Below are 20,669 nucleotides of genomic sequence, written 5' to 3'. Positions count from 1 at the left end.
GGGATACTACCTCTTCATTTGCGAGGCGATCGCCGCGTCCGTCAATTCCTTCGCCTGCCGTTCGTCGACCCGATAGATCGCGATTGAACCGCCGCACCAGGCGATCGGCGTCTGCTTCAGGAATGGCTGGTAGGCAAATCGGTTCTGCAGTCGCCACGCCGTTCCGTGAAGGTAGTTGACGCTGATGGCGTAGTATCCGGGCCTGAACGACCAGTCGAGCGGCCGGGTCTCCCCGAATGGTCCCTGCGGGCCGATCTCAGCGGCCACGCCATAGGCCTGCGGATCATAGAAGCCGTAGTAGGCGAGGTAGACAGGCTTCGAATCGGGATGACGCCCGATCCAGTTTTCGAGGGCGACAAGGTCCTGTCCCCAGTCGACGTTGCTGTGCAGCAGATGCGCGGCGCCGTTCCGCATCCCGCCGGCGAGTTCGTTGAAATAGCTCAGGCTGTGCGGCGCGGCGAGGACGCTCGAAACGGCCATCCATGTCCAGTTCGCGGCAATCCACGCGCGCAACGCCCTGCTGCCCACGGCGGCCATCCCCGAAGTCAGAATGAACACCGGGCCGAAACAGGGCAGGACATAACGAAAGTGATGGTTGAACCCGGTCTCCGAACTGACGATCGCGAACAACACGACCGAGGGGATCAGCAGGATCCATTGACCGAGGCGGGCGACAGGTGATGAGGCGAAGGGCCCGCAACTGAGCCGCACGAGCACCGCCGTGATCGCGAGGACCAGGAAGCCCACCGGCAGCTTCACCGCAGCGGCGTAGATGTAGTAGTACCACCAGCCTCCCTGTCGCCATTCGCCGCGAAGATACGACTCGTGCGGGAAGTGCTCGAAGTCCTTCTTCTGCAGATCGAGCCCAAGGATGAATTGACGCGGGAGAGGAACCGGGACTTCCGCGATCGGGCTCCCGGAAAAACGGTTGGCAAGCCGGCCGGGCTGCGACTGACCGGACAACGCTTTGCTGGCAAACTGGAACGAACCAAGGCGGCTGAATGAGCCGTCGAAGCCGTAAGCCAGATTGATCCCGTAAACCGCCACGAAGATCAGCGCCAGCATCTGCGCAGCCTGCCTCGGTATTGCGCCTCCAGGCCCGACCGGAGCGGCCGCCTGCGACATCGCTCTCCTTTGTCGCCGCCTCTGCACGATCACGAGGATCCACAGCAGCGGCCAAAGGCCGAACAACACCAGCCAGGAGAATTTGGCGAGCACCGCAAGCGCCAGGCCGGCGCCGGCGATCCCGGCCGACCACCAGCCCGGCTGCTGCAGCCATCTCCAGAAGGTCCACATCGAGACGAGACCGAGTGAAGTCGCCGCGATGTCGGAGGTGATCAGCTGTCCGTGGGCGATGATGTTCGGTTCGACGCACCAGAGAGCACAGGCCAGAACTCCAGCCAAAGGGCTGAACAGCGCTCTGCCCCACACGAAGCACATCCAGGCGCCGAGTAAACTGAACGGCAGACAGATCCACCGTGAGAGGACGAAAAGCCACTGGGAACGGCTCCCGTTCGCCTTGATGAAGTCGCTGCCGAGCGGAAACTCCGGTCGTTCTCCTGGCCGGCCACGAAAGCTCGACCAATCTGTCTCGCAGCCGACCCCCAGAACGGGGAGCGCGGCGATCATCCGTACGACTGGCGGATTGACTGCGTAGGGCTCGAACCGACCGAGCTTCCAGTGGGCGACTCCGGACGCGAGATGCCCGGGCTCATTGAGCGTGGGAGATTGCCAGGTGGCGCTCCATGCGAGCCACCCCGCATGAACGAGCATCAACGCCACCACAATTGCTTCTGCCCTCCGGCTCTGCCGTCGGGCTCCGTCTTCCATTTCACTCACGGCGTCGAAGTCCGCACCAGAACCGGTTGACCAATGACCACATGATCTCCCACATCCAGGCCGTCGCCGTAATCGATCTCGATCACCAGCATTCTTTTTCCTGCGAGCGAGACATCGACTGTTTCGGCCGGGGCCGATCCCGCGACCGGCTTCTCCGCGAGAACGGAGTCGTCCCCCTTGATCCGGACGACCGCCTGCCCACGGAGCCCGTCCTCTTTCTGCAATCCGACCTGCAGTCGGAGTTTTTCAAACGCGCCGCCGAGGTCGTAGGTGAGCCTCGTTCCGGAATGGACGCAAAGACCTCGTTCGTAGGTCGCGTTGCCGATCGCCAGCGGACTGCCGGTCAGCGATTCGTTCGTGCTGTACGGCAGAACCCGATCGAGGAACGGCGTGTACTCCACTCCAGACGGTTCAAGGTCCGTCAGCGCGACGGCGCGGCCATTCCAGACTGAAAAGGACTTCATGGACGACCGTCCAAGTTTGAAGGGCTGTTGCCAGGGAAGCTCCAGAACGGCCGTCGATCCCGAGAGCGATTTCGGACGGCCGCACAGGCGCATTGCGTTCGACAGTTGGACGAGAGCCTGGGTGGATGCCGTCGGGTTCGCGGCCCTTTTTCGCATGATCGAAGCGACACGCGCCAGCTTGATCCCCCGCACCTTGCCCTGAAACTCAAACTGCAGCGACTCCCCTTCGATCCCCTTGACCGTCCCCACAACTGCCTGGAGGGCATTCCCCTCCGCCTTCGCGAAAACGGTGTCCCCCTCGGTGGAAATCTGGGAACGGTCGAGCGACAAAGTCTTCATGATGACGTCTTTCGACGACACTTCGATGACAGCCGCCGTTGGAATCACGATGGATCGAGGATGACGCTCGAGCTGAAACTCGACGCTCAGCCCTTGTTCATTCCAGGAGGTGATCTTTCCAACCAGGAATCCATCGGGTTCGAACCTGATCAGCCACTCGCCATCCGCGATGAGTGGGGCCGACTTGACCGCGGCGGTCTGCTGCTGAGGCGCTTCTGCCGAAAACCCTCCCCGCGCTGCGCGAACGACCGTCGATGTCGATTGCTGGCCCGACGTCTCGGCCGGAACCGTGACCTTCTCATCGCGGATCCACGCGCTGACCAGTGCAGCCAATGGAAGCGTTCCCTTGACCGTCCCCAGCGTTTCAATGGCCTTGATGTCATCGGCCGACAACTTGTCGCTGTGAACCGGAGGTTCGATCTCCACCTTCGGGCCTGCGGGATTGTTGAAGGATTTCGTCCACAGCAATTGTCGCTGGGCGTTCAGAAGCTGCACCCGGAAGCCGGCCATCTTGGTGTTCGGCTGGGCGTCGGTCCGGAGCCAGACCACCATCTTCCCGATCCCCGCGTCCGAGGGCAGCTCAACTTCCCACCAGGGATCGCCGGTCGGCAACGTCCGGGTCACCCCGTCAGTCGTCGAGTCCCCACCGGTTTTGCCATCGATCGCCTTCTGCGCGCCCCATTTCTCGTCATCATCCATATAGCTGACCGACTGACGGGCCTTTGCGCCTTGCGCGATCTTCTTGTCTCCCTCAAACAGCTCGACTTCCGCGAGCGACAGGGGCTTACCCGCCCCCGGCTGGTCGATCCGGACAAAACGGGCCTTGAGATCGCCTGTCGGCCGGGACGGGGAGAACGTCACCCGATCAAGATCAGCCAGCGGGAATCGAACCTCGGGCTTTCCATCAGAGGCGGGAAGCACCAGCGTTCCGTCGACGATCATCGACTCCTTACCGGTGATCGTCTCGCCGGCCGCGGTTTGAATGGTGTCGGCCCTCGCGTCACAGCAGGCCAGCGCGGCCACAACCAGCGTCCCCAGCCCGGCGCCAATGCTTCGATTCATCAGCCCTGCTCCCTTTCCCGGATGCAACCGCCATCGACGGTCTGGCGAGGGAACCACTTTAGCAAAAAACGCCGTCAGGACGCGCCCGGCTGATCGGAACCATGCTGAAAAAAGGCAACGATGAAACTGTCCCTGATGTCGTGGAGTGAGGAGGGGTCCTTCATGGGGAATCCTCTGGGAGTAGCTGACAAATCGCGACGCAATCGGGACAATCGAGTTCGCTTCCGACGACCGACTATTGAAGTGCCCTTATGCAGTACATCGATCCCCACATCCACATGGTCTCGCGGACGACCGACGACTACGAACGCATGGCCCGCATGGGCTGCGTCGCCGTCAGCGAGCCGGCATTCTGGGCGGGGTTCGATCGCGGATCCGTCGACGGATTCCGCGACTATTTCCGCCAGCTCACCGAGTTCGAGCCCAAGCGCGCCGGCTGGTCGGGCCTGGCGCATTTCACGTGGCTGTGCATCAATGCCAAGGAAGCCGAGAACGTTGAGCTGTCGCGCGAAGTCATCAAGATGATCCCCGAATTCATCGATCGCACGGGAGTGCTCGGGATCGGTGAGATTGGTCTGAACAAGAACACCAAGAACGAGGCGACGATCTTCTCCGAGCATCTCGAACTCGCCTCGAAGATCGATGAGCTGATCCTGATCCATACGCCCCACCTGCAGGACAAGTACAAGGGGACGCGGATGATCATCGACATGCTCAAGGAGCATTCCGAGCTCGATCCCGGCACCGTGTGTGTCGATCACGTCGAAGAGCACACGGTCGGGCTGGCCAGGAAGAACGGCTTCTGGTGCGGCATGACGCTCTACCCGACGACGAAATGCACTCCGGCCCGTGCGGCCGACATCATCGAGCGCTGGGGCGACGACCGGATCATGGTCAATTCCGCCGGAGACTGGGGGCCGTCGAACCCTCTGGCCGTGCCCGAATTCATCCAGGAGATGAAGAAACGCGGTCACAGCGACGCGAAGATCAAGAAGGTGGTTTACGACAACCCGCTCGAATTCTTCTCGCAATGCAAGCGGTTCAAGTTCAAGTGATCGCAGCGACTCGGTCGCCCGGACTTGGAATCCGCCGGAGGAAGGCTTTATGAATCGACGCGACTGGCTGACGACCTCAATGGCTGCGACGGCCGCGACTCTTCTGCCCGGCCCGCTGACGGTCGCAGCCGAAGTGCCTGAAACGAAATCACGCCCCAACCGCATCGCGACTTCGACCTACTCGTACTGGCGGTTCAACAACGACACCAAGCTGCCGATCGAAAAGTGCATCGAGCTGGCCGCGGACGCCGGGTTCGACGGCGTCGAGGTCCTGCACATCCAGATGACGGATGAATCGAACTCCGCACTAATGAAGATCAAGCAGCGGGCCTTCAGCCTGGGAATGGACCTTTGCGGCTTCTCCACCCATCAAAGCTTCATCAGTCCCGATGCCGACTTTCGCAAGAAGAACGTCGAGCATACGACGAAGTGCATCGAACTGGCGTATCGCCTGGGCATTCCCACCATCCGCGTGAACACCGGCCGGTGGGGAACGAGCAAGAACTTCGACGCGCTGATGGCCAATAAAGGGATCGAGCCGCGCCTCGAGGGGTACACCGACGACGACGGTTTCAAGTGGGCCATCGACGGGCTGACGGACTGCCTCGCGAAGGCCGAGGAATGCGGCGTCGTGATGGGCCTCGAGAACCACTGGGGCCTGGGGCGTGACGCGGCCGGAGTGATCAGGATCATCGAGGCAGTGAAGAGCCCATGGCTGCGGGCGACTCTCGATACGGGCAACTTCCTCGAGAACCAGTACGAGCAATACGAGGCTCTCGCGCCGTACGCGGCGTTGGTGCAGGCGAAGACTTACGGCGGTGACGGGAAGTGGTACACGCTCGACATCGACTACGACCGCGTGGCGGCGACGCTGAAGAAGGTCAACTATGGCGGCTACATCTCGCTCGAGTTCGAGGGAAAGGGGAATTACGAGGTCGAGGTCCCGAAGAGCCTGGCGATGCTGAGGAAGGCGTTCGGCTGACGTCATCGAACCCGCGCACCGGACTCGTGTCCACCCAACCGGCAAGCTCAAGGCCGGAACGACGATGACCAGCGGCAAGCAGAAACGTCAGATCCTCGATGCCCGTCGGAAGGCGAAATCCGAGGACGAACGCCTGCGAGTTCAGGCCGAAAAGAACGACAAGGCGCGGACCGCCATCGCCAACCTCGAGGCCGTGCTGGTCAAGCGTGAGGCGCTGGCTCCTTCAAACAGCTATGGAGAGCCCGACTTCGTCACCCGCGGCTACTACGTCGACCAGACCTTCCAGTGCCCGCGGTGCGAGGTTGTCGAAACCTGGCGGGCCACTCAGCAGAAATGGTGGTACGAAGTCGCAAAAGGCTCGGTCTACTCGTCGGCGAGGTATTGCACCGCCTGTCGACGGAAACGTCGCGAAGGACGCTGGCGCGAGGAAGATTCCCAGATCGTGCAACGGAAAATCTTCGCCGGGCTCGGAATCATTCTTCCGCCATCACCGCCTCGCGTTTCACCCCCTTCGCTCCCCCAATAGCAACGACGGCAAACTTGTCCCGGAGGGTGGATGACCGTCCCAGCAGCCGGTTGAGGTCTTCGCGGAAGTCTCCGGCGTCGCGGCAGGCGGACTCCCACTGTGGGAACAGACCCTGCGAAAGCCGCAGGTCGACCATTTCGTTGACCAGCTTCTGGATCTCGCCCCCCAGCCCGCGTCTCAGGCGATGTGTGAAGAGGGTCACCAGCAACAGCGACCAGATCACGAAGAAGAGCAGCGCGGGAATGTAGAACTCCGTGCCAAGCAGCGGCCGATCAAGCCAGAACGAATCGTAGAAGAAACTCTTGGCGACGCGTCCCAGCGCGAAGACGATGTACGCCGCGAACAGCGTTTCATACCAGGCGCGGACGTACCAGCGGGAGTTTTGTGAGGCGAGGGATCGAATGACCTCGTCGATCCTGCGACCGGCGTCCCCCAGGAACTGGCGTTCGACGGCAGCCGCCTGCTGCCGCAGGTCTTCGACGCTGGCCTTGATCGTCCGTCCCGGTTCGAGTTCCGAAGCCCGCACGTGCCCTTCGATGACGATCTCCGCCTCGCGCAGGAGGTCGTCGCCCAGGGAGAACGTCGATGCCTTCGCGACGACGGAATCGGCCGCCAGTTCCTGGTGCTTCGACTGCAGCCAGCGGGCCCCCTGCACTGCCCCGATGAGTGCCATCTGCACGCTGTTCCGCGCTCGATAGAAACTGAACGAGGCAATCAGACCGCCGAGCCCGGCATAGGCCCTGAGCATCGCCGAAAAGGGGGTAAAGCCCCAGGTGTCGGTCACTTCCGAAAGGAGCCGCCGCTCCCAGAGATGCCGGCTCGTGAGGAGCTGCTTCTTCATCTCTTCGGCCATGCGGCGGGCGAGAACCTGCTTCTGTTCGATGAGGACGGTCGACAACTGATGGACTGCCGGCCAGCCCTCGTTCAGCGTTCCCCGACAACGAATGAAGGCTGCCTGCAGGAGGTCAATGACGTTGGCCCGTCGCACTCCGACCCGTTCCGACGCCGCCAGCTGCGTGGCGAGGGCATCAATCAGCCGTCCGAAGTCGCCCGATGGACGCTGGCCGGCCTGCTGCTCGCGAAGCGCGCGACGGGAGTCGACAAAGAAAATGTCGGGGACTTCAAAGCTTCCGCGCAGCTGGGCTCGCCAGTCTTCGCGTACATCGCTGTCGATATCGGCATGCGTCTGCACGAAGAAAAGCCGACATCCGTTGGCTCCCTGCCCCAGTTCATCAAGCACACGGGCCGAGCGATACTTCTGCTGGGTGGAGGTGTAGATCAGGACGTCGCAATAGGGGAGCAGGCCGCGGAGGATGGCAAGGTTGCTGCCTGACGTGTCGCCTTCGCTGGTGTCCGGGTCTGGGCAGTCGATCAGGACGATGTCCCGAAGGAGTTCCGAATCGCGGCGGATCACTTCCATCGAATCAAGAGGCAGGCCGAGTGCTTCCAGTTCCGTGCGCGGATGGGCGATCACGATCGGCCGGCGGGTGGTCGGGCGTTGCCGGCCCGATTCGCTGCATTCTTCGCCGACAAGCGCATTGACGAGCGAGCTCTTACCGGTGCCTGTTCCCCCGAACGTGGCGACAACGAGCGGCGCTTCGAGGCGGATGCGGAGCGTTTCGACTCGCGACAGCACCCGCTTCACGAGGGCCTGCGACCGCGCGGCCGGCGCCCAGCCGATCGGCCGCGTCGCCCAGGTTTCCGTCTGCTTCGCGAGATCGTCGATCTGGGCGAGGGCTTCAAACTGGGAAAGTTCGTTCAAGGACATGGGCCGGCCGGTTGGAACCAGGAATTCACGCTGCCCTATCCTAACGCCCAATCGGGCGTGCCGGATCACGATCCCGCTTGAATGAAGCGCCTACAATGAGGTGCCATCCACTTCCTGTCCTTTGGAACTTCGAATCCCATGTCTCAAGCCATCCTCGCCGGCGGTTGTTTCTGGTGCACCGAGGCCGCTTTCGAACAGCTGAAAGGTGTGGAATCGGTCGAATCCGGCTACATCGGCGGCGACGCGGCGGCCGCGAACTACGAGGCAGTCTGTTCGGGACGGACCGGACACGCCGAGGCGATTCGCATCACTTACGACCCGGCCGTGCTCGGATATGACCGCCTGCTCGAGGTGTTCTTCGATGCGCATGATCCGACGACGCTGAACCGGCAGGGAGCGGATGTTGGAACGCAGTATCGTTCGGCCATCTTCACCAGCGACCCGGCCGAGATCGAGATGGCCAAGGCGAAGATCGCCGACCTCACCGAAGGACGGAAGTTCGCATCACCCATCGTGACGACAATCGAGCCGGCCACCGAGTTCTACGCGGCAGAGGCGTACCACCAGGATTTCGCGAGCCAGAACCCGAGCCATCCCTACATTCGCGGCGTGTCGTTCCCAAAGGTCTGCAAGGTGCGTGAGAAGCACGGCGACCTGATTCGCTGAGCGACGAAACCTCTACCGGGCCTTTCGCCACGACTTCACAATCCGCAGACCTGCCGCGTATGGTGTCGCAAAACGGAAATCGGGTGGGCGTTTGATGGATGCACCGGAACGAAAGTCTCGCGACACGCGATTTCGTCTGTGGGTGCTGCTCACGATTGCCATCGTCGTCTATGAAATTGCGATCTACTGGCGTTGGCGCGAGTTTGTGCCGCTCCGTCCTTCTTCCAGACTCGCACTGGCAGCGGACCAGTCCGCATTGGGTTTCTCAGGGGCAGGCGAATTGGTGATCGCCCATCGAGAGACCTCGGCGAGGGGCAGCCTCTCGGACCTGCATCGTGGCCCGGTCGAGTTTCGGGAATTTCCATCGGGGCGCCTGATTGCTGAACGGTTGACGCCGAACGACCTCGTGAGCGTCGATCGACAACAGACGACGATGTACCAGGAATCCGAGGAAGGAGTTCCCAACTACGACTTCCTCCCGTGGGACGCTGGTCCCAGACCTCAGCATCCCACCCGGAATTCTCCAGAGCGGGTCGCCGAATACAGATTCCTCGACAACCGCCGGGCCTTCTATCACGCCGGCGCAACTCTGCATCGCTACGACATGGAGACGGATCGTCTCACCGGAACTATGCGTGACGTGCAGTCGATCCCGTTGGTCGATGGCGAGGTGGCGATGATCACGAAGGCGTCAATCGACTCATCCGGCATACGGCGCCGGACGACGCCCGCACTGGTCAACTTTCACGACCACTCCGTGGTGGAAGGGATCGCGCCCTCAGAAGCATTCGAACTGATCGACATCTCCCCCGATGGCCAATGGCTCGCCTTTCTGACGTTCGAGTCGATCGAAGTCTGGTCGGTGGCGTCCCGGTCGAGGGTCTGGAAGAAGTCGTTTTCCGAACTTGGCGTGAGATCCGCGAAGTTTTCGCAGGACGGCCTGTTCCTGCTGAATCGAGGATTGGACCAATCGGGGCAGTTGCGGAGTACGCGCATCCGGACAGCAGACGGCAAGGTCGTCGATCAAGACGACGACATCGAGCCGCCCCACGAACGACTGAGCCCGCCCCTCGCGATGCTGGGGGACCGTTATGCCCTGTTTCAGAACGTACGGGCCCGTGAGCGGAGGCAACCCGTGTTGATTCGCTGGGCCAGCCGGCTGGGAATCCGGCTGCAGTTGGAGGACGGAGCACCGGTTCCGCGGACAGCGCTCTTGTTCGATGCGGAACACGGAAAGCGCGTCGGGCTTGTGGACTTTGCCGACGCCAGGTTCTTCGCTGTGCCTGACGGCTCCGGCTTCGCACTTTCCCGCTCGTCCCACGGCAGCCCCGGACGGACCGTGGAATTCTACGCACTTCCGCCGAGTTCCGACTGGCTGTGGCTGGCACTGCGAGGGGTTGCGCCGCTGCTTTGCCTGGCGTTTCTTTGGGGACGCCCCAGGCTGTTCGGGCGCATGCATCGGACCACCGACCGGTCGGCTCAGGAGTCGACCGGCGCGGGCCGCTGAAACGTCCGGGACTGCTGTTGAAGCTCGCGGCCAGGCGGGAGACAGGAGGCCTCCCGAAACCCTTCTGGCATCGCCCCTGCAGCGTTCGCTATTCTTCACGGATGCAGCGAAGGCTCGTGAAACGTCGTCGTTCTCTGCCGGCACGGGCCGGACAGACACTCGATTACGTGCTCATGGCCACAGCCCTGCTGCCGCTCGTCGCCATGGCCCTTCCGCAGACTCGAAGGATTCTGGGCCTGGTGTTCGAGCTGACCTGCGACCTGATTGCCATGCCGTTCCTGTGATCGTTGGAGTCCAGGCGCCTGCCTGACCGATTGTCAGAATGGTTTCGTTGAAACCGGACGACCGCCCCCCAGGGTTTCGATATGCACTCGTTCCTCAACCGCCGACGGACAGAGAAGCCAGCGGGCGTGCTCCGCCGCGCGGCCCTCAGCATCGAAACCATCCTGATCCTTGCGGCCATTGCCGTTCCGATCCTCATCTTCATCCTCAAGGTGGGCTGGCCGAAGATCCAGAAATACTTCAACGAGTCGACCGATACGCTGATCGAGGAAAGCTACAACACGCAGGGCGGCACCCGTTAGGAGGCCTCCGAAGTCCCCGGGTTGCCGCTCCGGCGTTCCGTCTCCGACGACTCTTCATTTCAGGTCATGTCCGCGGCCCACGTCGTCCTGTTTGCCGCGCTGACGCTCGCCGCCTGGACCGACCTTCGGCGGCGAATGATTCCGAACGTCATCACCTATCCGGCGATCGCAATGGTTTTCGCGATTTCCGCCGGCTCCTCCCAGTGGGAGGGGTTTGCGGCATCACTGCTGGGGGCAGCGGTCTGCGGCGGACTGCTGGCGCTGGCGTGGCTGGCGGGGGCGCTCGGGGGCGGCGATGTGAAACTCGCAGTGCTGATGGGCGCGTCGCTTGGATGGACCGAAGGACTGCATGCGCTGATGTGGACCTTCACGCTCGCAGCGGTCTGCATGCTGAGCACGGTCATCTGGAAGGAGGGGCTGGGTGGGATCTGGCGCTCGTTGCGTCCCCGGCCGCTGCCTGGCGATATCGCTGGAACGATGACTCCCGACGCCCGCCCGATGTATCTTGCGCCTGCCGCGCTGGCCGCGGTGCTGCTCGTGACCTGGCCGAAGTAGGGCCCGTGGCGCGCGCCAACCTAACTTCCTGCTGACCTCCGCCGTGAACTCCGTCTCATTCGCCCAGGCCTGCCTGCCGCTGTTCATCGCGATCGCCGCCTGCGGGCTACTCGCGGCGGTGCTCATCCGGGCGACATTTTCACGTGAGACTCGATGGCCCGCGGCAATCCATTCGCCCGGCGCCATTCGGACATCCTTCCGGTTCCATCGGGACACGCGGGGAGCGGTGCAGTCGCTGGCGTTTGTGCTGACGCTCCCGCTGTTGATCCTGATCCTGCTGTTCATCGTTCAGCTCAGCCAGTTGCTGATCGGCGTCGTCACGGTGCAGTACGCGGCCTTCGCGGCGGCGCGGGCCGCCAGCGTGTGGATCCCCGCTGTCACGATCGACTCATCGATCATTCCGTCCGGGCGTTCGACGAACGCGAACGTGCTTCCGGCGGCCGCCGCTGTGGGGAGCGAACTCGTCTGGAACTCCCAGGCGGCCGACTCGCTGGGAAGCCGCAAAACGCGGGAAATCTGGTCGGCCGCGGCACTGGCCTGTGTGTCGATTTCCCCTTCCCGAACAACGGCCTCGGCGACAACGTCCTCGCTGGCACCTTCGACGGCGGGCGCCCTGACGGCAGTGGTGCGGGCGATCGATTCCAACGCATCGGCAAATGGCCGGCTCCCCCAGCGGCTGTCGAACAAGACGAACTACAGCTTCGCGAACACCACCGTCGCCCTGCGGTTTGACGATCGCAGTTCGATCCCCTTCGCGGGCGAGATTCACACCTATAACCCCGTGGGACATCCCACGATCCCCAATGCTCCGGCGGAAGTGGGCTGGCAGGATCCCGTGGAGGTGACCGTGCGGCACAAGTTCGCGCTGCTCCCCGGGCCGGGACGCTGGCTGGCGGCCGGCATCGCGAATGGCGACGGCCGCATCGTTCTCGAAGACGGCGTTTACAAGACGACGCTGTCAGCCACCGCGACGATGACGATTGAAGGATTACAGTCCTTGCGTCCGAGAACTCATGCGCCATGATGGTGCCTGAGACGCCCCGCGACCTGACCGGGAGACCGGTCGGGACCTGCCTGACTCATCGCCCATTCCCCTACGGAGACCTCGCGTGCCCCGCCTTGCGTTGTCCGCTCTCTTTTCGCTGTGCGTCATTGCCGCCGGTTCGTTTGCCGCAGCCGATGAAGTTCTCCTGACAAAGGGAGAACAGGTCGTCACTGCGACGATCGGCGATGAGGGATTCCTGGCGTACCAGTTCAATGTTGGCCGCAAGAAGCCGTTTTTCCTGCCGGTCGCCGCGGCTGGCGGTTTCACCGAGTTGAAGAAGCGGCTGGAGACGCCGGGCTCGAACCAGGACCAGCTCCTCAACTCAGTGTTCGTCATTTCCGAGGGGGCGATCCTGCGGTCGACTCCCCGTTCACGCGATGCGAAGGAAACGCTGAAGTTCGGGGAGCTTCTGGTCGCCTCGAAAATCGAAGGCAACGCGATTTACATCCCCGCGAAGGATGGATGGCTGTCCGCCATGAATGTCGTCCCCATCGCGTCGACAGTGGTGCGACTGATCAACGACGAAATCCCGCTGGTCAAGATCGACAAGAAAGACCCCCGCTACTACGACCACCCGCACCACAAGGGAATCTGGTTTTCCATCGATGAAATCAACGGCCTGAAGCACTGGGCCGAGGGACACAACATTGTCAACAAGTCGGTCGAACTGGTGACGCCGAAAGGGGAGACGGCGGTCATGAAGGTCGTCAATCACTGGGTCAACGAGAAGAATGAGCCGGTGCTCGAGGAGACGTCGACGATCCGCATCCATGCGAATCGGCTGATCGACTACGACGCGACACTGAAGGCGGTGGCGGGCCCCGTGACGTTCGGCCATACAAAGGAGGGGATGTTCGCCGTTCGCGTGCCGAACTCGATGCGCGAGATCATGGCTGGGGCTCATGTCGTGAGCGATGCGGGAGTGGAAGGTACAAAAGCGCTGTGGGGCCAGCCGACTCCCTGGATCGACTACGAGGGAAAGATTGGCGATGCGCTGTATGGAGTGACCGTGATGGATCATCCGGGCAACTTCCGCCCCTCCCGCTATCACGTACGCGACTACGGCCTGTTTGCCATCAGCCCGTTCGGCGACCCGGACTACACCAACAAAAAGGTGGAGACGCCTCCACATGAACTGAAGCAGGGGGAGAGCGTCCAACTTCGGTACGGCGTGTATGTGCATCCCGGCGACGCCAAGGCCGCCGATGTCGCCGGAACGTTCAAGAAGTTCGCCGAAACGAAGTGACCGTTTCGACCCGCAGCCCGGAACCCGACGGCAGGAACGTCGGGTTCTTTTTTTGAAGGATCCTCTTGTTATGTGAGGATTTCGCGGATGACCTGGCCGTGATCCGCCTCGAGCCGCTTTCGGCCGGGAATCTCCAGACGGCGGTTATCGAGACCGAGGAGATGGAGTACGGTCGCATGGATGTCGGTCACGTAGTGCGGATGCTCGACGGCGTGAAATCCGAGTTCGTCCGTCGCGCCGTGAACGTGGCCCGCTTTGACGCCCGCGCCGGCCATCCAGATCGTGAATCCGTGGGGATGGTGATCCCGGCCGGTGCCGGCCTTGTTAAGGCTCGTCGCCTCCAGGGCGGGCGTGCGGCCAAATTCAGTCGCACAGACGACAAGGGTCTCATCCATCATCCCGCGCTGCTTGAGGTCCCTGATCAGGGCGGCGAGCGGCTGGTCGACGCGACCGCATGAGCGGGCGTGCAGGTTCTTGATGTCGCTGTGGGAATCCCATTCGCCAAAGTCGCTCAGGTAGACGAGCGTAAAGCGAACGCCACGCTCGGCCAGACGGCGCGCCGCAAGCAGGCGGCGGCCATAAAGCTCGGTCGTCGGCTGACCGATGCCGTACATCTGCTGAGTTTCGGCCGTCTCCGCAGCAAGGTTCAGCACTTCCGGAGCGGACATCTGCATCCGGTACGCCAGTTCGTAAGAGCGGATCCGGGCGCGAAGCTGTTCGTCGTCGGGATACTCCACCGCAGAGAGGCCGTTCAGCCGGTTGATGAAGTCGAACTCCCGGCGCTGCTCTTCGAGCGACACTCCGGGCGGACGGGAACCGAAGGGAAGTGGCTGAGCCGGATCGAGTGACAGCTCGATGCCAGCATGCTGCGGGCCCAGATAGTCCGCCGCAAAGTCCTTTTTGACGCGGGTATCCTTGTACTGTCCGAGAAAGACAAACTGTGGCAGATTGTCGTTGAGCGAACCAAGCCCATAGCTGACCCACGAGCCGATCGTCGGCTGCTGTTCATCGAGCGCGTGCCGGCCGGTGTGCATCTGGAACTCGGCGGCGTGGTCGTTATCGGTCGTCCACATCGACCGAACGATGCACAGGTCGTCGACGACGCCCGCGAGATGCGGATGCCAGTCACTCACTTCAATCCCCGACTCCCCCCGTTTGCCGTAGCCCACCTGTAGCGGGAAAATCTTCGAAACGACTTCGCGGTCCATGCCGACGACGGACCGGGACCGCTCGAGGAACAGCGGGGATTTCTGCGGATTGGGCAGGGTCGTTTCGTCGTAGGTCTTTCCGGCGAGGTCGTTCAACCTGGGCTTGGGATCGAAGGTTTCCAGATGGCTCACGCCGCCCGACAGGAAAACCCAGATGACGTTTTTCGCGCGTGCGGGAAAGTGGCCGCCCGACACACCGATGGGAGAATCTCCCCGTGCCTCACGCTGCAGCATGCTGCCGAGGGCCAGGCCCGTGAAGCCCATGCCGACATCCGCCAGAAAGCTCCTCCGTCCGATGCGGCCGCAGGGATAGCCGGTGTTCGATCGATGGTTCATCGAATGGTCACGAAATCGTTGTGATTGAACAGGGCGTGAATGAAATCTTCCCGGGCGCGTCCGGCTGCGTCGGCGGGACGTGGGGAAGGAGCTTTTGGATCGTCGGTCGTTTCCGGAAGGGTCTCAACCTCGAGGAGCCGCGTCTGCTCGGCGAGAAACTGGCGCGACGCATCGACCTCGCCCATGCGCGGATCCCGCGACAGGATCCGGCGGAAGGCGCTTCGGATAAACGACAGTTCGCGATCGGTCTCGGCCGTCGCACATTCCTGCCAGAGCACGACCGCGGTGTGACGAGCCTGCTGCGTCACCAGATCGCTGTTCGCCAGTGACAGCGCCTGCTGCGGAACGACGGAACTCGACCGCTGGTAGCATTCCGCCGGAGTGGGGCCGTCAAACAGGTCCAGGAACTGCATTTGCGATTCGCCATGGGAGGCGAAATAGAGGCTGCGACGAACACTCTTGAGGCCCAATGAGTGATCGAGTTCCTGGCCTCCAGCCGTATCGTCCAGCGTGCCTGCCGCGGCCAGGACGCTGTCACGAACGACCTCCGCCTCCATGCGCCGCGGAGTGCTCCTCCAGTAGAGCCGGTTCTCAGGATCGCTCATGAAACCGGGATGGTCAGTCCCTCCCGCCGTGGAACGCGAGCGATACGTCCGGCTCGTCACCATCAGTCGATGGAGATGTTTCATTTGCCATCCGTTGTCCATCAGTTCGACGGCCAGCCAGTCCAGAAGCTGAGGATGACTCGGGGCCTTTCCGTTCAGCCCGAAGTTCGAGGGGGTTTCGACGAGCCCGCGGCCGAAATGTCGCATCCACAGGTGATTGACCGCGACACGTGCCGTGAGCGGGTTGGCCCGATTTGCGATCCATCGGGCCAGCGCCGCTCGGCGGCCCGTCGAACGTTCGGGATACACCGGAGACAGCGGCTTGTACGTCTCGCTGGTCGTGGAGAGCGCGGTGCGACTGGCGTCGACGGCTTGCCGGGCCGTTTCCAGCTTCTTCTGGGCCTCGGGGAGTTTCGCCTTGGCGGCTTCGTCCTTCACCGCATTTCGTTCGGCAACCAGCATCCCCTGCTCTGCGGACAGCAGGTTGGCCTTTGCGACCTGCCATGCGGCGCGACGCTCGGCCCACGACGCCGCCTGTGCCAGGTCAGCGCCCGTGGAGCCGCCGCGGTACTTCGCATCGTCGGCCGCGATGCGGGCTTTCAGTGAACTTTTCTGGGCCTCCGCGACTGCCACGCGGACCTGCAGGAGTTCGAGGTTCGCTTCGGCATCGATCGCTGCCTGCTCGGCCGCCAGCAGGGCCCCCGGGCTGGGGGGAGTCGCGGCCGTTGGGGGTTGGTCAGCCTGGACGCGTGCGTCGGCAAGCAACTGCCTCGTAATGCCGGCCGCACTACGGGCGTTGTTGAGTTCGGTCGTCGCGGCGGCGATCGCGTGATCGGCTTTTGCGAGGTCTTCCGTCCGGAGTTCAGCCTTCATGCCCGGATAGAACGCCTCTGGCTGCAATGCGACCGGTTCGACTTTGAAATCGGGCGTCATAAGGACGGCCGGAGCCTGCGGAACCGCGGGAGGTTCCCCTTCGATGCGGTTTCGCGCATCCCCTTTCGCATAGAGAAACGTCTGGGCATCCAGCTTTTCATCGAAGACGCGAATCAACCCGGCCGCGATCGGACCATACGACTCCGTGTAGACATATTTCCGGAACGGCCCGGGATCAGGCAGCCCCGGAACGCGGTCCTGACGGAGTTCCAGCGGTTCGAAGAACGCCCGGAACTGAAAATACTCACGCTGTGTGATCGGATCGTACTTGTGGTCGTGGCACTGGCAGCAATTGAGCGTCAGCCCGAGAAACGCCTTCCCCGTGTGCTCGACGTTGTCCTTCATCCACGATTCGTAGTTCCACTTGAACCAGTTTCGAACTAGGAAGCCCGTGGCGACGACTTCCTCATCATTGCCGGGAAAGACTTCATCGGCGGCGAGCATCGCCAGGACCATCTCGTCGTAGCCGCGGTCCGCGTTCAATGACCGAACGATCCAGTCCCGCCAGCGCCAGATGTGGGGATAGCTGTTCATGACGTCTGGCACGTGACGACGGCCGTACCAGTCGCTGTAGCGCCAGACGTCCATCCAGTGACGTCCCCACCGCTCACCGTACCGCGGATCAGCCAGAAGGCGATCGACGAGCCGCTCGTAGGCCCCCGGCGCGTCATCGGCGAGGAACCGCTCCAGATCCCCGGGCGTGGGGGGAACACCGATCAGGTCGAGAGTGACGCGGCGGAGGAGAGTCTCGCGGTCCGCTTCCGGGACGAACTCCAGTTGCTGCCTGGAGAGTTCATCCACGATGAAGGCGTCGATCGGATTCCGTATCCCTGATTTCTCCGACAGGCGAACCTGGGGAACAGCCGGGCGGACCGGCTTCTGGAATGCCCAGTGAGTGCGGGGATCGGGCTGAGGCTTCTCGCCATCCGGGCCGCGACCGCCACTGGTGATCCAGTTGCGGAGATGGTCGATTTCCTCGGCCGTCAGCGGTTTGCCTTCGGGCGGCATCCGTTCAGACTCTTCCGTCGAGGTGATCCGACTGATCAGCAGGCTGCCTGCCGAATCTCCCGCGATCGCGGCGGGGCCGGAGTCGCCTCCCTGAAGGATCGCCCGAGCGGTATCGAGTCTGAGCCCGGCGTTCTGAGCGAGTGCGCCGTGGCAGGAAAAACAGCGTTCCTGCAGCAGCGGCTTCACCTTATCGACGTAAAGCGAATCGCCGTCCGCCGCAGCGCTCGTGCTGAGGCATCCCAATAGGATCAGGGTGCGGAGGCAACTGGACATCAAGACTCCAGTATGGAGGCGCGAGGGAGTCGTGAGAAGCCGGAGCGAGAGCGCGTCCCGGCCACAGCAAAGTTCAACCCGCCAGCGCCTTCGCCACGGCCGCCTGCATCTTCTCCAGTCCTGTTTTTGCAACGACCATGGCGTCCTGCTTCCAGTAGTCGCGATTGAACAGTTCAAGTGAGAGCGACCCGTTGAATCCGACATCGCGCAGGATGCGCAGAATCTCCGTCAACGGAGCGACACCATCGCCCGGGTAAACGCGATCCGCGTCCGACAGATCCTTGCGCGGCCGGTCGGGGTAATCGTTCATGTGCATCACCGGAAGTGCCTTTCCGGAGAGCATCCGCAGACTTCGCGAATCTGAGCCGCCTTTGTGGATGTGATAGACGTCCGTCAGCACGCAGGCCTTCGGATGCGCGCTCTCCAGCGCGCATCCCACCGAGTCGCCCAGCCTCGACAGGTTCCTGGAGAAGCCCCACACCTCGACCATCGGCGTCACTCCCGCGGCGTCCCCCACTTCAAGGGCCGCGCGATAGCGTTCGCCGGCGGTGACGACGTCGACGAGCGCCGCATCAGCGTTTTGCATCCCAGACGGAGGCGCGGCGATGTATGCACCTCCCAGCGCCTTCACCATCTCCATGTCGCGTTTGAGTTGTTCGAGACCTTTCGCGCGTTCGGCGTCATCGTTGACCAGCCATTTCGCGAACCCGATGGCGCTCTCCACCCTCAGGCCGGCGTCATCGATCCGCTTCCGCAGTTCGCCGAGTGAGACGCCCCGTGACACAGCGTTTTCGATTTCGTTGATCCACGGCTCGATGCCCGAATAGCCCGCCTTCGCCGCGAGATCGATTTCCTGCTCGAGCGTCAACTTTTGCCCGCGGATCGTGCTCATGTTGAGACAGAACCGGAATGGGCCGTAGGGAGTCGACGACGGAGCGGCGGCGGCAGGCATGGCGGTTCCCAGAGAGAGAGACGATGCGGCCAGTCCCGCGATCTTGATCCAGTCGCGACGGGACAGGTCGGAACGCGAATCCAGCGGTGCAGACATACGGGTCTCGGAGGAATTCCTGGAGGTCGGCCAGCGGGCGGGCGGGCGCCCGGGCCAAATGTACGAATCGGGCTTACTTCGCGTCGGCCTTGGCCTGCGGCTTCTTCTTTTCTGTTCGGATCGGCCAGTCGCGGCTGTCGACGTGGGCATCCTTCATGAACAGGGCCATCTGGCGGGCAACTTCCTTGTCCGTTGCAGCGAGGTCCGTCGTTTCACCCGGGTCATCGATGAGGTTGTAGAGTTGGAGCTTCCCCTTCTCTCCGCCGTCGCGCACAGCTTTCCACTCGCCGTGACGGACGGCCTGGGTGAAGCCCCGCTCGTGGAACTCCCAATACAGGTACTTGTGAGTCTGCTGATCCTCGGGTCGCCCCAGCAGGAGCGGAGCCAGACTGAGGCTGTCGAGATCGGGGAGCGTCCGAATTCCGGCGAGGTCGCAGAACGTCGCAAACATGTCGCCGTGATAGCCCTGGTAAGCGGTCGTCGTCCCCTTCGCAATGCGGCCCGGCCATCGGGCGAGAAGAGGAACGCGAATCCCCCCTTCATAAAGATCGCGCTTGATGCCCCGGTAAGGACCGTTGGAATCGAAGAAGTCGGGATTGTTGCCCCCCTCTCGGTGTGGACCATTGTCAGACGTGAACATCACGAGCGTCTTGCCATCGAGGCCCAGTTCGTTGAGCTTGTCGAGCACTTCGCCGACCTGGTCGTCGAGCCGACGAATCATGGCGGCGAGCCCCTTCTGGGCATCGGGCCAGTCTTCGTTCTTGAAGCTGCCGTAATCCGGAATCTCCATCCCTTTCTGCTTCGCCTCGTTATTGGCGTGCGGGAGGGTGATCGAGAGATAGAGGAAGAAGGGCTTTGATTTGTTGTCGTCGAGGAACTTCAAGGCCTCGCCGAAGATGAGGTCGGGCGAATACTGGTTCCGCTCGGTCGCTACGCCGCCGCCAAGAGGATCCTCTTCCGGCACCACGTTCGTCAGCGGCACGCGCTCGGTGTTCCGGATGAGGAAGGTCGGGAAATAGTTGTGGGCGTGGTGCTGGTCAAGATAGCCATAGAAGGTGTTGAACCCCTGCTTCGTCGGCATCCCGCCGGTTTTCTCGCCGCCGAGCCCCCATTTCCCGAACTGCCCGCAGGTGTACCCAGCCTTCTGAAGCATTTCCGCGACGGTGACGTCACCGGCTCGGAGCGAAAGCTTGCTGTTCCCGCGGATGTAGCAATGTCCGGTGTGCAGGCCGGTCATCAGCACGCAGCGGGACGGAGCGCACACTGTGGCCCCGGCGTAATAGTCGGTGAAGCGAAGGCCCTCGGCCGCGAGACGGTCGATATTCGGCGTCTTGAACTTCTTCTGTCCGTAGCAGCTGAGGTCTCCATAGCCGAGATCATCAGCCATGATGAACACGATGTTCGGAAGAGGCGCGCCTTCAGACTGGGCCGAGGCCTGTCCAACGATCGACAGCAATAACCCGGCTGCCGCGAGAATGACCCACCGGTTCATCATGACCTCCCCTGCAATCGTGCGTCTGGATTGAATGGCGCACTGCCATCAACCAACGTTGATGTACCGGAAACGGCATGGGTTGGCAAAGCGCCTGATGCGGCCCCGCCCCCGCTGCCTGCCGCATC

General features: G+C 62.6%; 17 protein-coding genes. 10 read left to right on the top strand and 7 right to left on the bottom strand.

Features of this window, described 5'->3' with window-relative positions:
* Positions 1 to 6: 6 nt before the first annotated feature.
* Both Pan44_RS13375 and Pan44_RS13370 read right to left on the bottom strand, forming a co-directional pair.
* Positions 7 to 1,773: an ArnT family glycosyltransferase gene (locus Pan44_RS13375; protein WP_197454064.1), complete on the bottom strand. Its 1,767-nt coding sequence runs from the start codon at positions 1,771 to 1,773 to the stop codon at positions 7 to 9.
* 62 nt (positions 1,774 to 1,835) lie between these two features.
* The gene (locus Pan44_RS13370; RefSeq protein ID WP_145030543.1) at positions 1,836 to 3,704 is read right to left on the bottom strand and encodes an NPCBM/NEW2 domain-containing protein; all 1,869 of its coding nucleotides are present in this window, start codon (positions 3,702 to 3,704) and stop codon (positions 1,836 to 1,838) included.
* A 251-nt stretch (positions 3,705 to 3,955) separates the two neighbouring features.
* Between Pan44_RS13370 and Pan44_RS13365 the strand changes: the two genes are divergently transcribed.
* The 3 genes from Pan44_RS13365 to Pan44_RS13355 all read left to right on the top strand — a co-directional run bounded on the left by Pan44_RS13365 (position 3,956) and on the right by Pan44_RS13355 (position 6,267).
* Entirely contained in the window at positions 3,956 to 4,759 is an 804-nt protein-coding gene (locus tag Pan44_RS13365; protein WP_145030542.1) for a TatD family hydrolase, read from the top strand.
* Between the two features lie 49 nt (positions 4,760 to 4,808).
* On the top strand, positions 4,809 to 5,741 hold the full coding sequence (locus tag Pan44_RS13360; protein WP_145030541.1) for a sugar phosphate isomerase/epimerase family protein: 933 nt from the start codon (positions 4,809 to 4,811) through the stop codon (positions 5,739 to 5,741).
* 64 nt (positions 5,742 to 5,805) lie between these two features.
* On the top strand, positions 5,806 to 6,267 hold the full coding sequence (locus Pan44_RS13355) for a zinc-ribbon domain containing protein (RefSeq protein ID WP_145030540.1): 462 nt from the start codon (positions 5,806 to 5,808) through the stop codon (positions 6,265 to 6,267).
* Here Pan44_RS13355 and Pan44_RS13350 read toward each other — a convergent pair.
* On the bottom strand, positions 6,215 to 8,035 hold the full coding sequence (locus Pan44_RS13350; RefSeq protein WP_145030539.1) for a dynamin family protein: 1,821 nt from the start codon (positions 8,033 to 8,035) through the stop codon (positions 6,215 to 6,217). The two genes, Pan44_RS13355 and Pan44_RS13350, sit on opposite strands and share 53 nt — an antisense overlap.
* A gap of 138 nt (positions 8,036 to 8,173) precedes the next feature.
* Between Pan44_RS13350 and msrA the strand changes: the two genes are divergently transcribed.
* The 7 genes from msrA to Pan44_RS13315 all read left to right on the top strand — a co-directional run bounded on the left by msrA (position 8,174) and on the right by Pan44_RS13315 (position 13,638).
* Positions 8,174 to 8,701, top strand: coding sequence for a peptide-methionine (S)-S-oxide reductase MsrA (gene msrA, locus Pan44_RS13345; RefSeq protein WP_145030538.1), 528 nt, complete (start codon positions 8,174 to 8,176; stop codon positions 8,699 to 8,701).
* Between the two features lie 94 nt (positions 8,702 to 8,795).
* Positions 8,796 to 10,208, top strand: coding sequence for a hypothetical protein (locus Pan44_RS13340; RefSeq protein ID WP_145030537.1), 1,413 nt, complete (start codon positions 8,796 to 8,798; stop codon positions 10,206 to 10,208).
* Between the two features lie 101 nt (positions 10,209 to 10,309).
* Positions 10,310 to 10,492 (top strand): hypothetical protein, encoded by a 183-nt coding sequence (locus Pan44_RS13335; RefSeq protein ID WP_145030536.1) that lies wholly within the window; start codon positions 10,310 to 10,312, stop codon positions 10,490 to 10,492.
* Positions 10,493 to 10,573: 81 nt separating this feature from the next.
* Positions 10,574 to 10,792 carry a hypothetical protein gene (locus Pan44_RS13330; RefSeq protein WP_145030535.1) on the top strand — a complete coding sequence of 73 codons (219 nt, stop codon included), beginning with the start codon at positions 10,574 to 10,576 and terminating at the stop codon, positions 10,790 to 10,792.
* 66 nt (positions 10,793 to 10,858) lie between these two features.
* Positions 10,859 to 11,347, top strand: a complete 489-nt coding sequence (locus Pan44_RS13325) for a prepilin peptidase (protein ID WP_145030534.1) — start codon at positions 10,859 to 10,861, stop codon at positions 11,345 to 11,347.
* 43 nt (positions 11,348 to 11,390) lie between these two features.
* A complete protein-coding gene (locus Pan44_RS13320; RefSeq protein ID WP_197454063.1) occupies positions 11,391 to 12,371 on the top strand; it encodes a TadE/TadG family type IV pilus assembly protein in 981 nt (326 codons plus the stop codon).
* A gap of 85 nt (positions 12,372 to 12,456) precedes the next feature.
* Positions 12,457 to 13,638: a DUF6807 domain-containing protein gene (locus Pan44_RS13315; RefSeq protein ID WP_145030532.1), complete on the top strand. Its 1,182-nt coding sequence runs from the start codon at positions 12,457 to 12,459 to the stop codon at positions 13,636 to 13,638.
* 68 nt (positions 13,639 to 13,706) lie between these two features.
* Here Pan44_RS13315 and Pan44_RS13310 read toward each other — a convergent pair whose 3' ends face one another.
* The 4 genes from Pan44_RS13310 to Pan44_RS13295 all read right to left on the bottom strand — a co-directional run bounded on the left by Pan44_RS13310 (position 13,707) and on the right by Pan44_RS13295 (position 20,544).
* Positions 13,707 to 15,182: a DUF1501 domain-containing protein gene (locus Pan44_RS13310; protein WP_145030531.1), complete on the bottom strand. Its 1,476-nt coding sequence runs from the start codon at positions 15,180 to 15,182 to the stop codon at positions 13,707 to 13,709.
* On the bottom strand, positions 15,179 to 18,001 hold the full coding sequence (locus tag Pan44_RS13305; protein ID WP_145030530.1) for a DUF1553 domain-containing protein: 2,823 nt from the start codon (positions 17,999 to 18,001) through the stop codon (positions 15,179 to 15,181). The genes Pan44_RS13310 and Pan44_RS13305 overlap by 4 nt, the downstream gene beginning before the upstream one ends.
* A gap of 73 nt (positions 18,002 to 18,074) precedes the next feature.
* Positions 18,075 to 19,049 (bottom strand): sugar phosphate isomerase/epimerase family protein, encoded by a 975-nt coding sequence (locus Pan44_RS13300; RefSeq protein ID WP_145030529.1) that lies wholly within the window; start codon positions 19,047 to 19,049, stop codon positions 18,075 to 18,077.
* A 73-nt stretch (positions 19,050 to 19,122) separates the two neighbouring features.
* A complete protein-coding gene (locus tag Pan44_RS13295; RefSeq protein ID WP_145030528.1) occupies positions 19,123 to 20,544 on the bottom strand; it encodes an arylsulfatase in 1,422 nt (473 codons plus the stop codon).
* Between the last annotated feature and the right edge of the window lie 125 nt (positions 20,545 to 20,669).

Source organism: Caulifigura coniformis, from assembly GCF_007745175.1.
GTDB lineage: Bacteria > Planctomycetota > Planctomycetia > Planctomycetales > Planctomycetaceae > Caulifigura > Caulifigura coniformis.
Note: the sequence above shows the minus strand (reverse complement) of the source record. Positions and strands in the feature narration are given on the sequence as shown.

Bases quoted from the DNA above. Each gene is read 5' to 3' on its own strand.
- Pan44_RS13375 (WP_197454064.1), bottom strand. From the start codon at position 1,773: ATGCTCGTTCATGCGGGGTGGCTCGCATGGAGCGCCACCTGGCAATCT.
- Pan44_RS13370 (WP_145030543.1), bottom strand. From the start codon at position 3,704: ATGAATCGAAGCATTGGCGCCGGGCTGGGGACGCTGGTTGTGGCCGCG.
- Pan44_RS13365 (WP_145030542.1), top strand. From the start codon at position 3,956: ATGCAGTACATCGATCCCCACATCCACATGGTCTCGCGGACGACCGAC.
- Pan44_RS13360 (WP_145030541.1), top strand. From the start codon at position 4,809: ATGAATCGACGCGACTGGCTGACGACCTCAATGGCTGCGACGGCCGCG.
- Pan44_RS13355 (WP_145030540.1), top strand. From the start codon at position 5,806: ATGACCAGCGGCAAGCAGAAACGTCAGATCCTCGATGCCCGTCGGAAG.
- Pan44_RS13350 (WP_145030539.1), bottom strand. From the start codon at position 8,035: ATGTCCTTGAACGAACTTTCCCAGTTTGAAGCCCTCGCCCAGATCGAC.
- msrA (WP_145030538.1), top strand. From the start codon at position 8,174: ATGTCTCAAGCCATCCTCGCCGGCGGTTGTTTCTGGTGCACCGAGGCC.
- Pan44_RS13340 (WP_145030537.1), top strand. From the start codon at position 8,796: ATGGATGCACCGGAACGAAAGTCTCGCGACACGCGATTTCGTCTGTGG.
- Pan44_RS13335 (WP_145030536.1), top strand. From the start codon at position 10,310: ATGCAGCGAAGGCTCGTGAAACGTCGTCGTTCTCTGCCGGCACGGGCC.
- Pan44_RS13330 (WP_145030535.1), top strand. From the start codon at position 10,574: ATGCACTCGTTCCTCAACCGCCGACGGACAGAGAAGCCAGCGGGCGTG.
- Pan44_RS13325 (WP_145030534.1), top strand. From the start codon at position 10,859: ATGTCCGCGGCCCACGTCGTCCTGTTTGCCGCGCTGACGCTCGCCGCC.
- Pan44_RS13310 (WP_145030531.1), bottom strand. From the start codon at position 15,182: ATGAACCATCGATCGAACACCGGCTATCCCTGCGGCCGCATCGGACGG.
- Pan44_RS13305 (WP_145030530.1), bottom strand. From the start codon at position 18,001: ATGTCCAGTTGCCTCCGCACCCTGATCCTATTGGGATGCCTCAGCACG.
- Pan44_RS13300 (WP_145030529.1), bottom strand. From the start codon at position 19,049: ATGTCTGCACCGCTGGATTCGCGTTCCGACCTGTCCCGTCGCGACTGG.
- Pan44_RS13295 (WP_145030528.1), bottom strand. From the start codon at position 20,544: ATGATGAACCGGTGGGTCATTCTCGCGGCAGCCGGGTTATTGCTGTCG.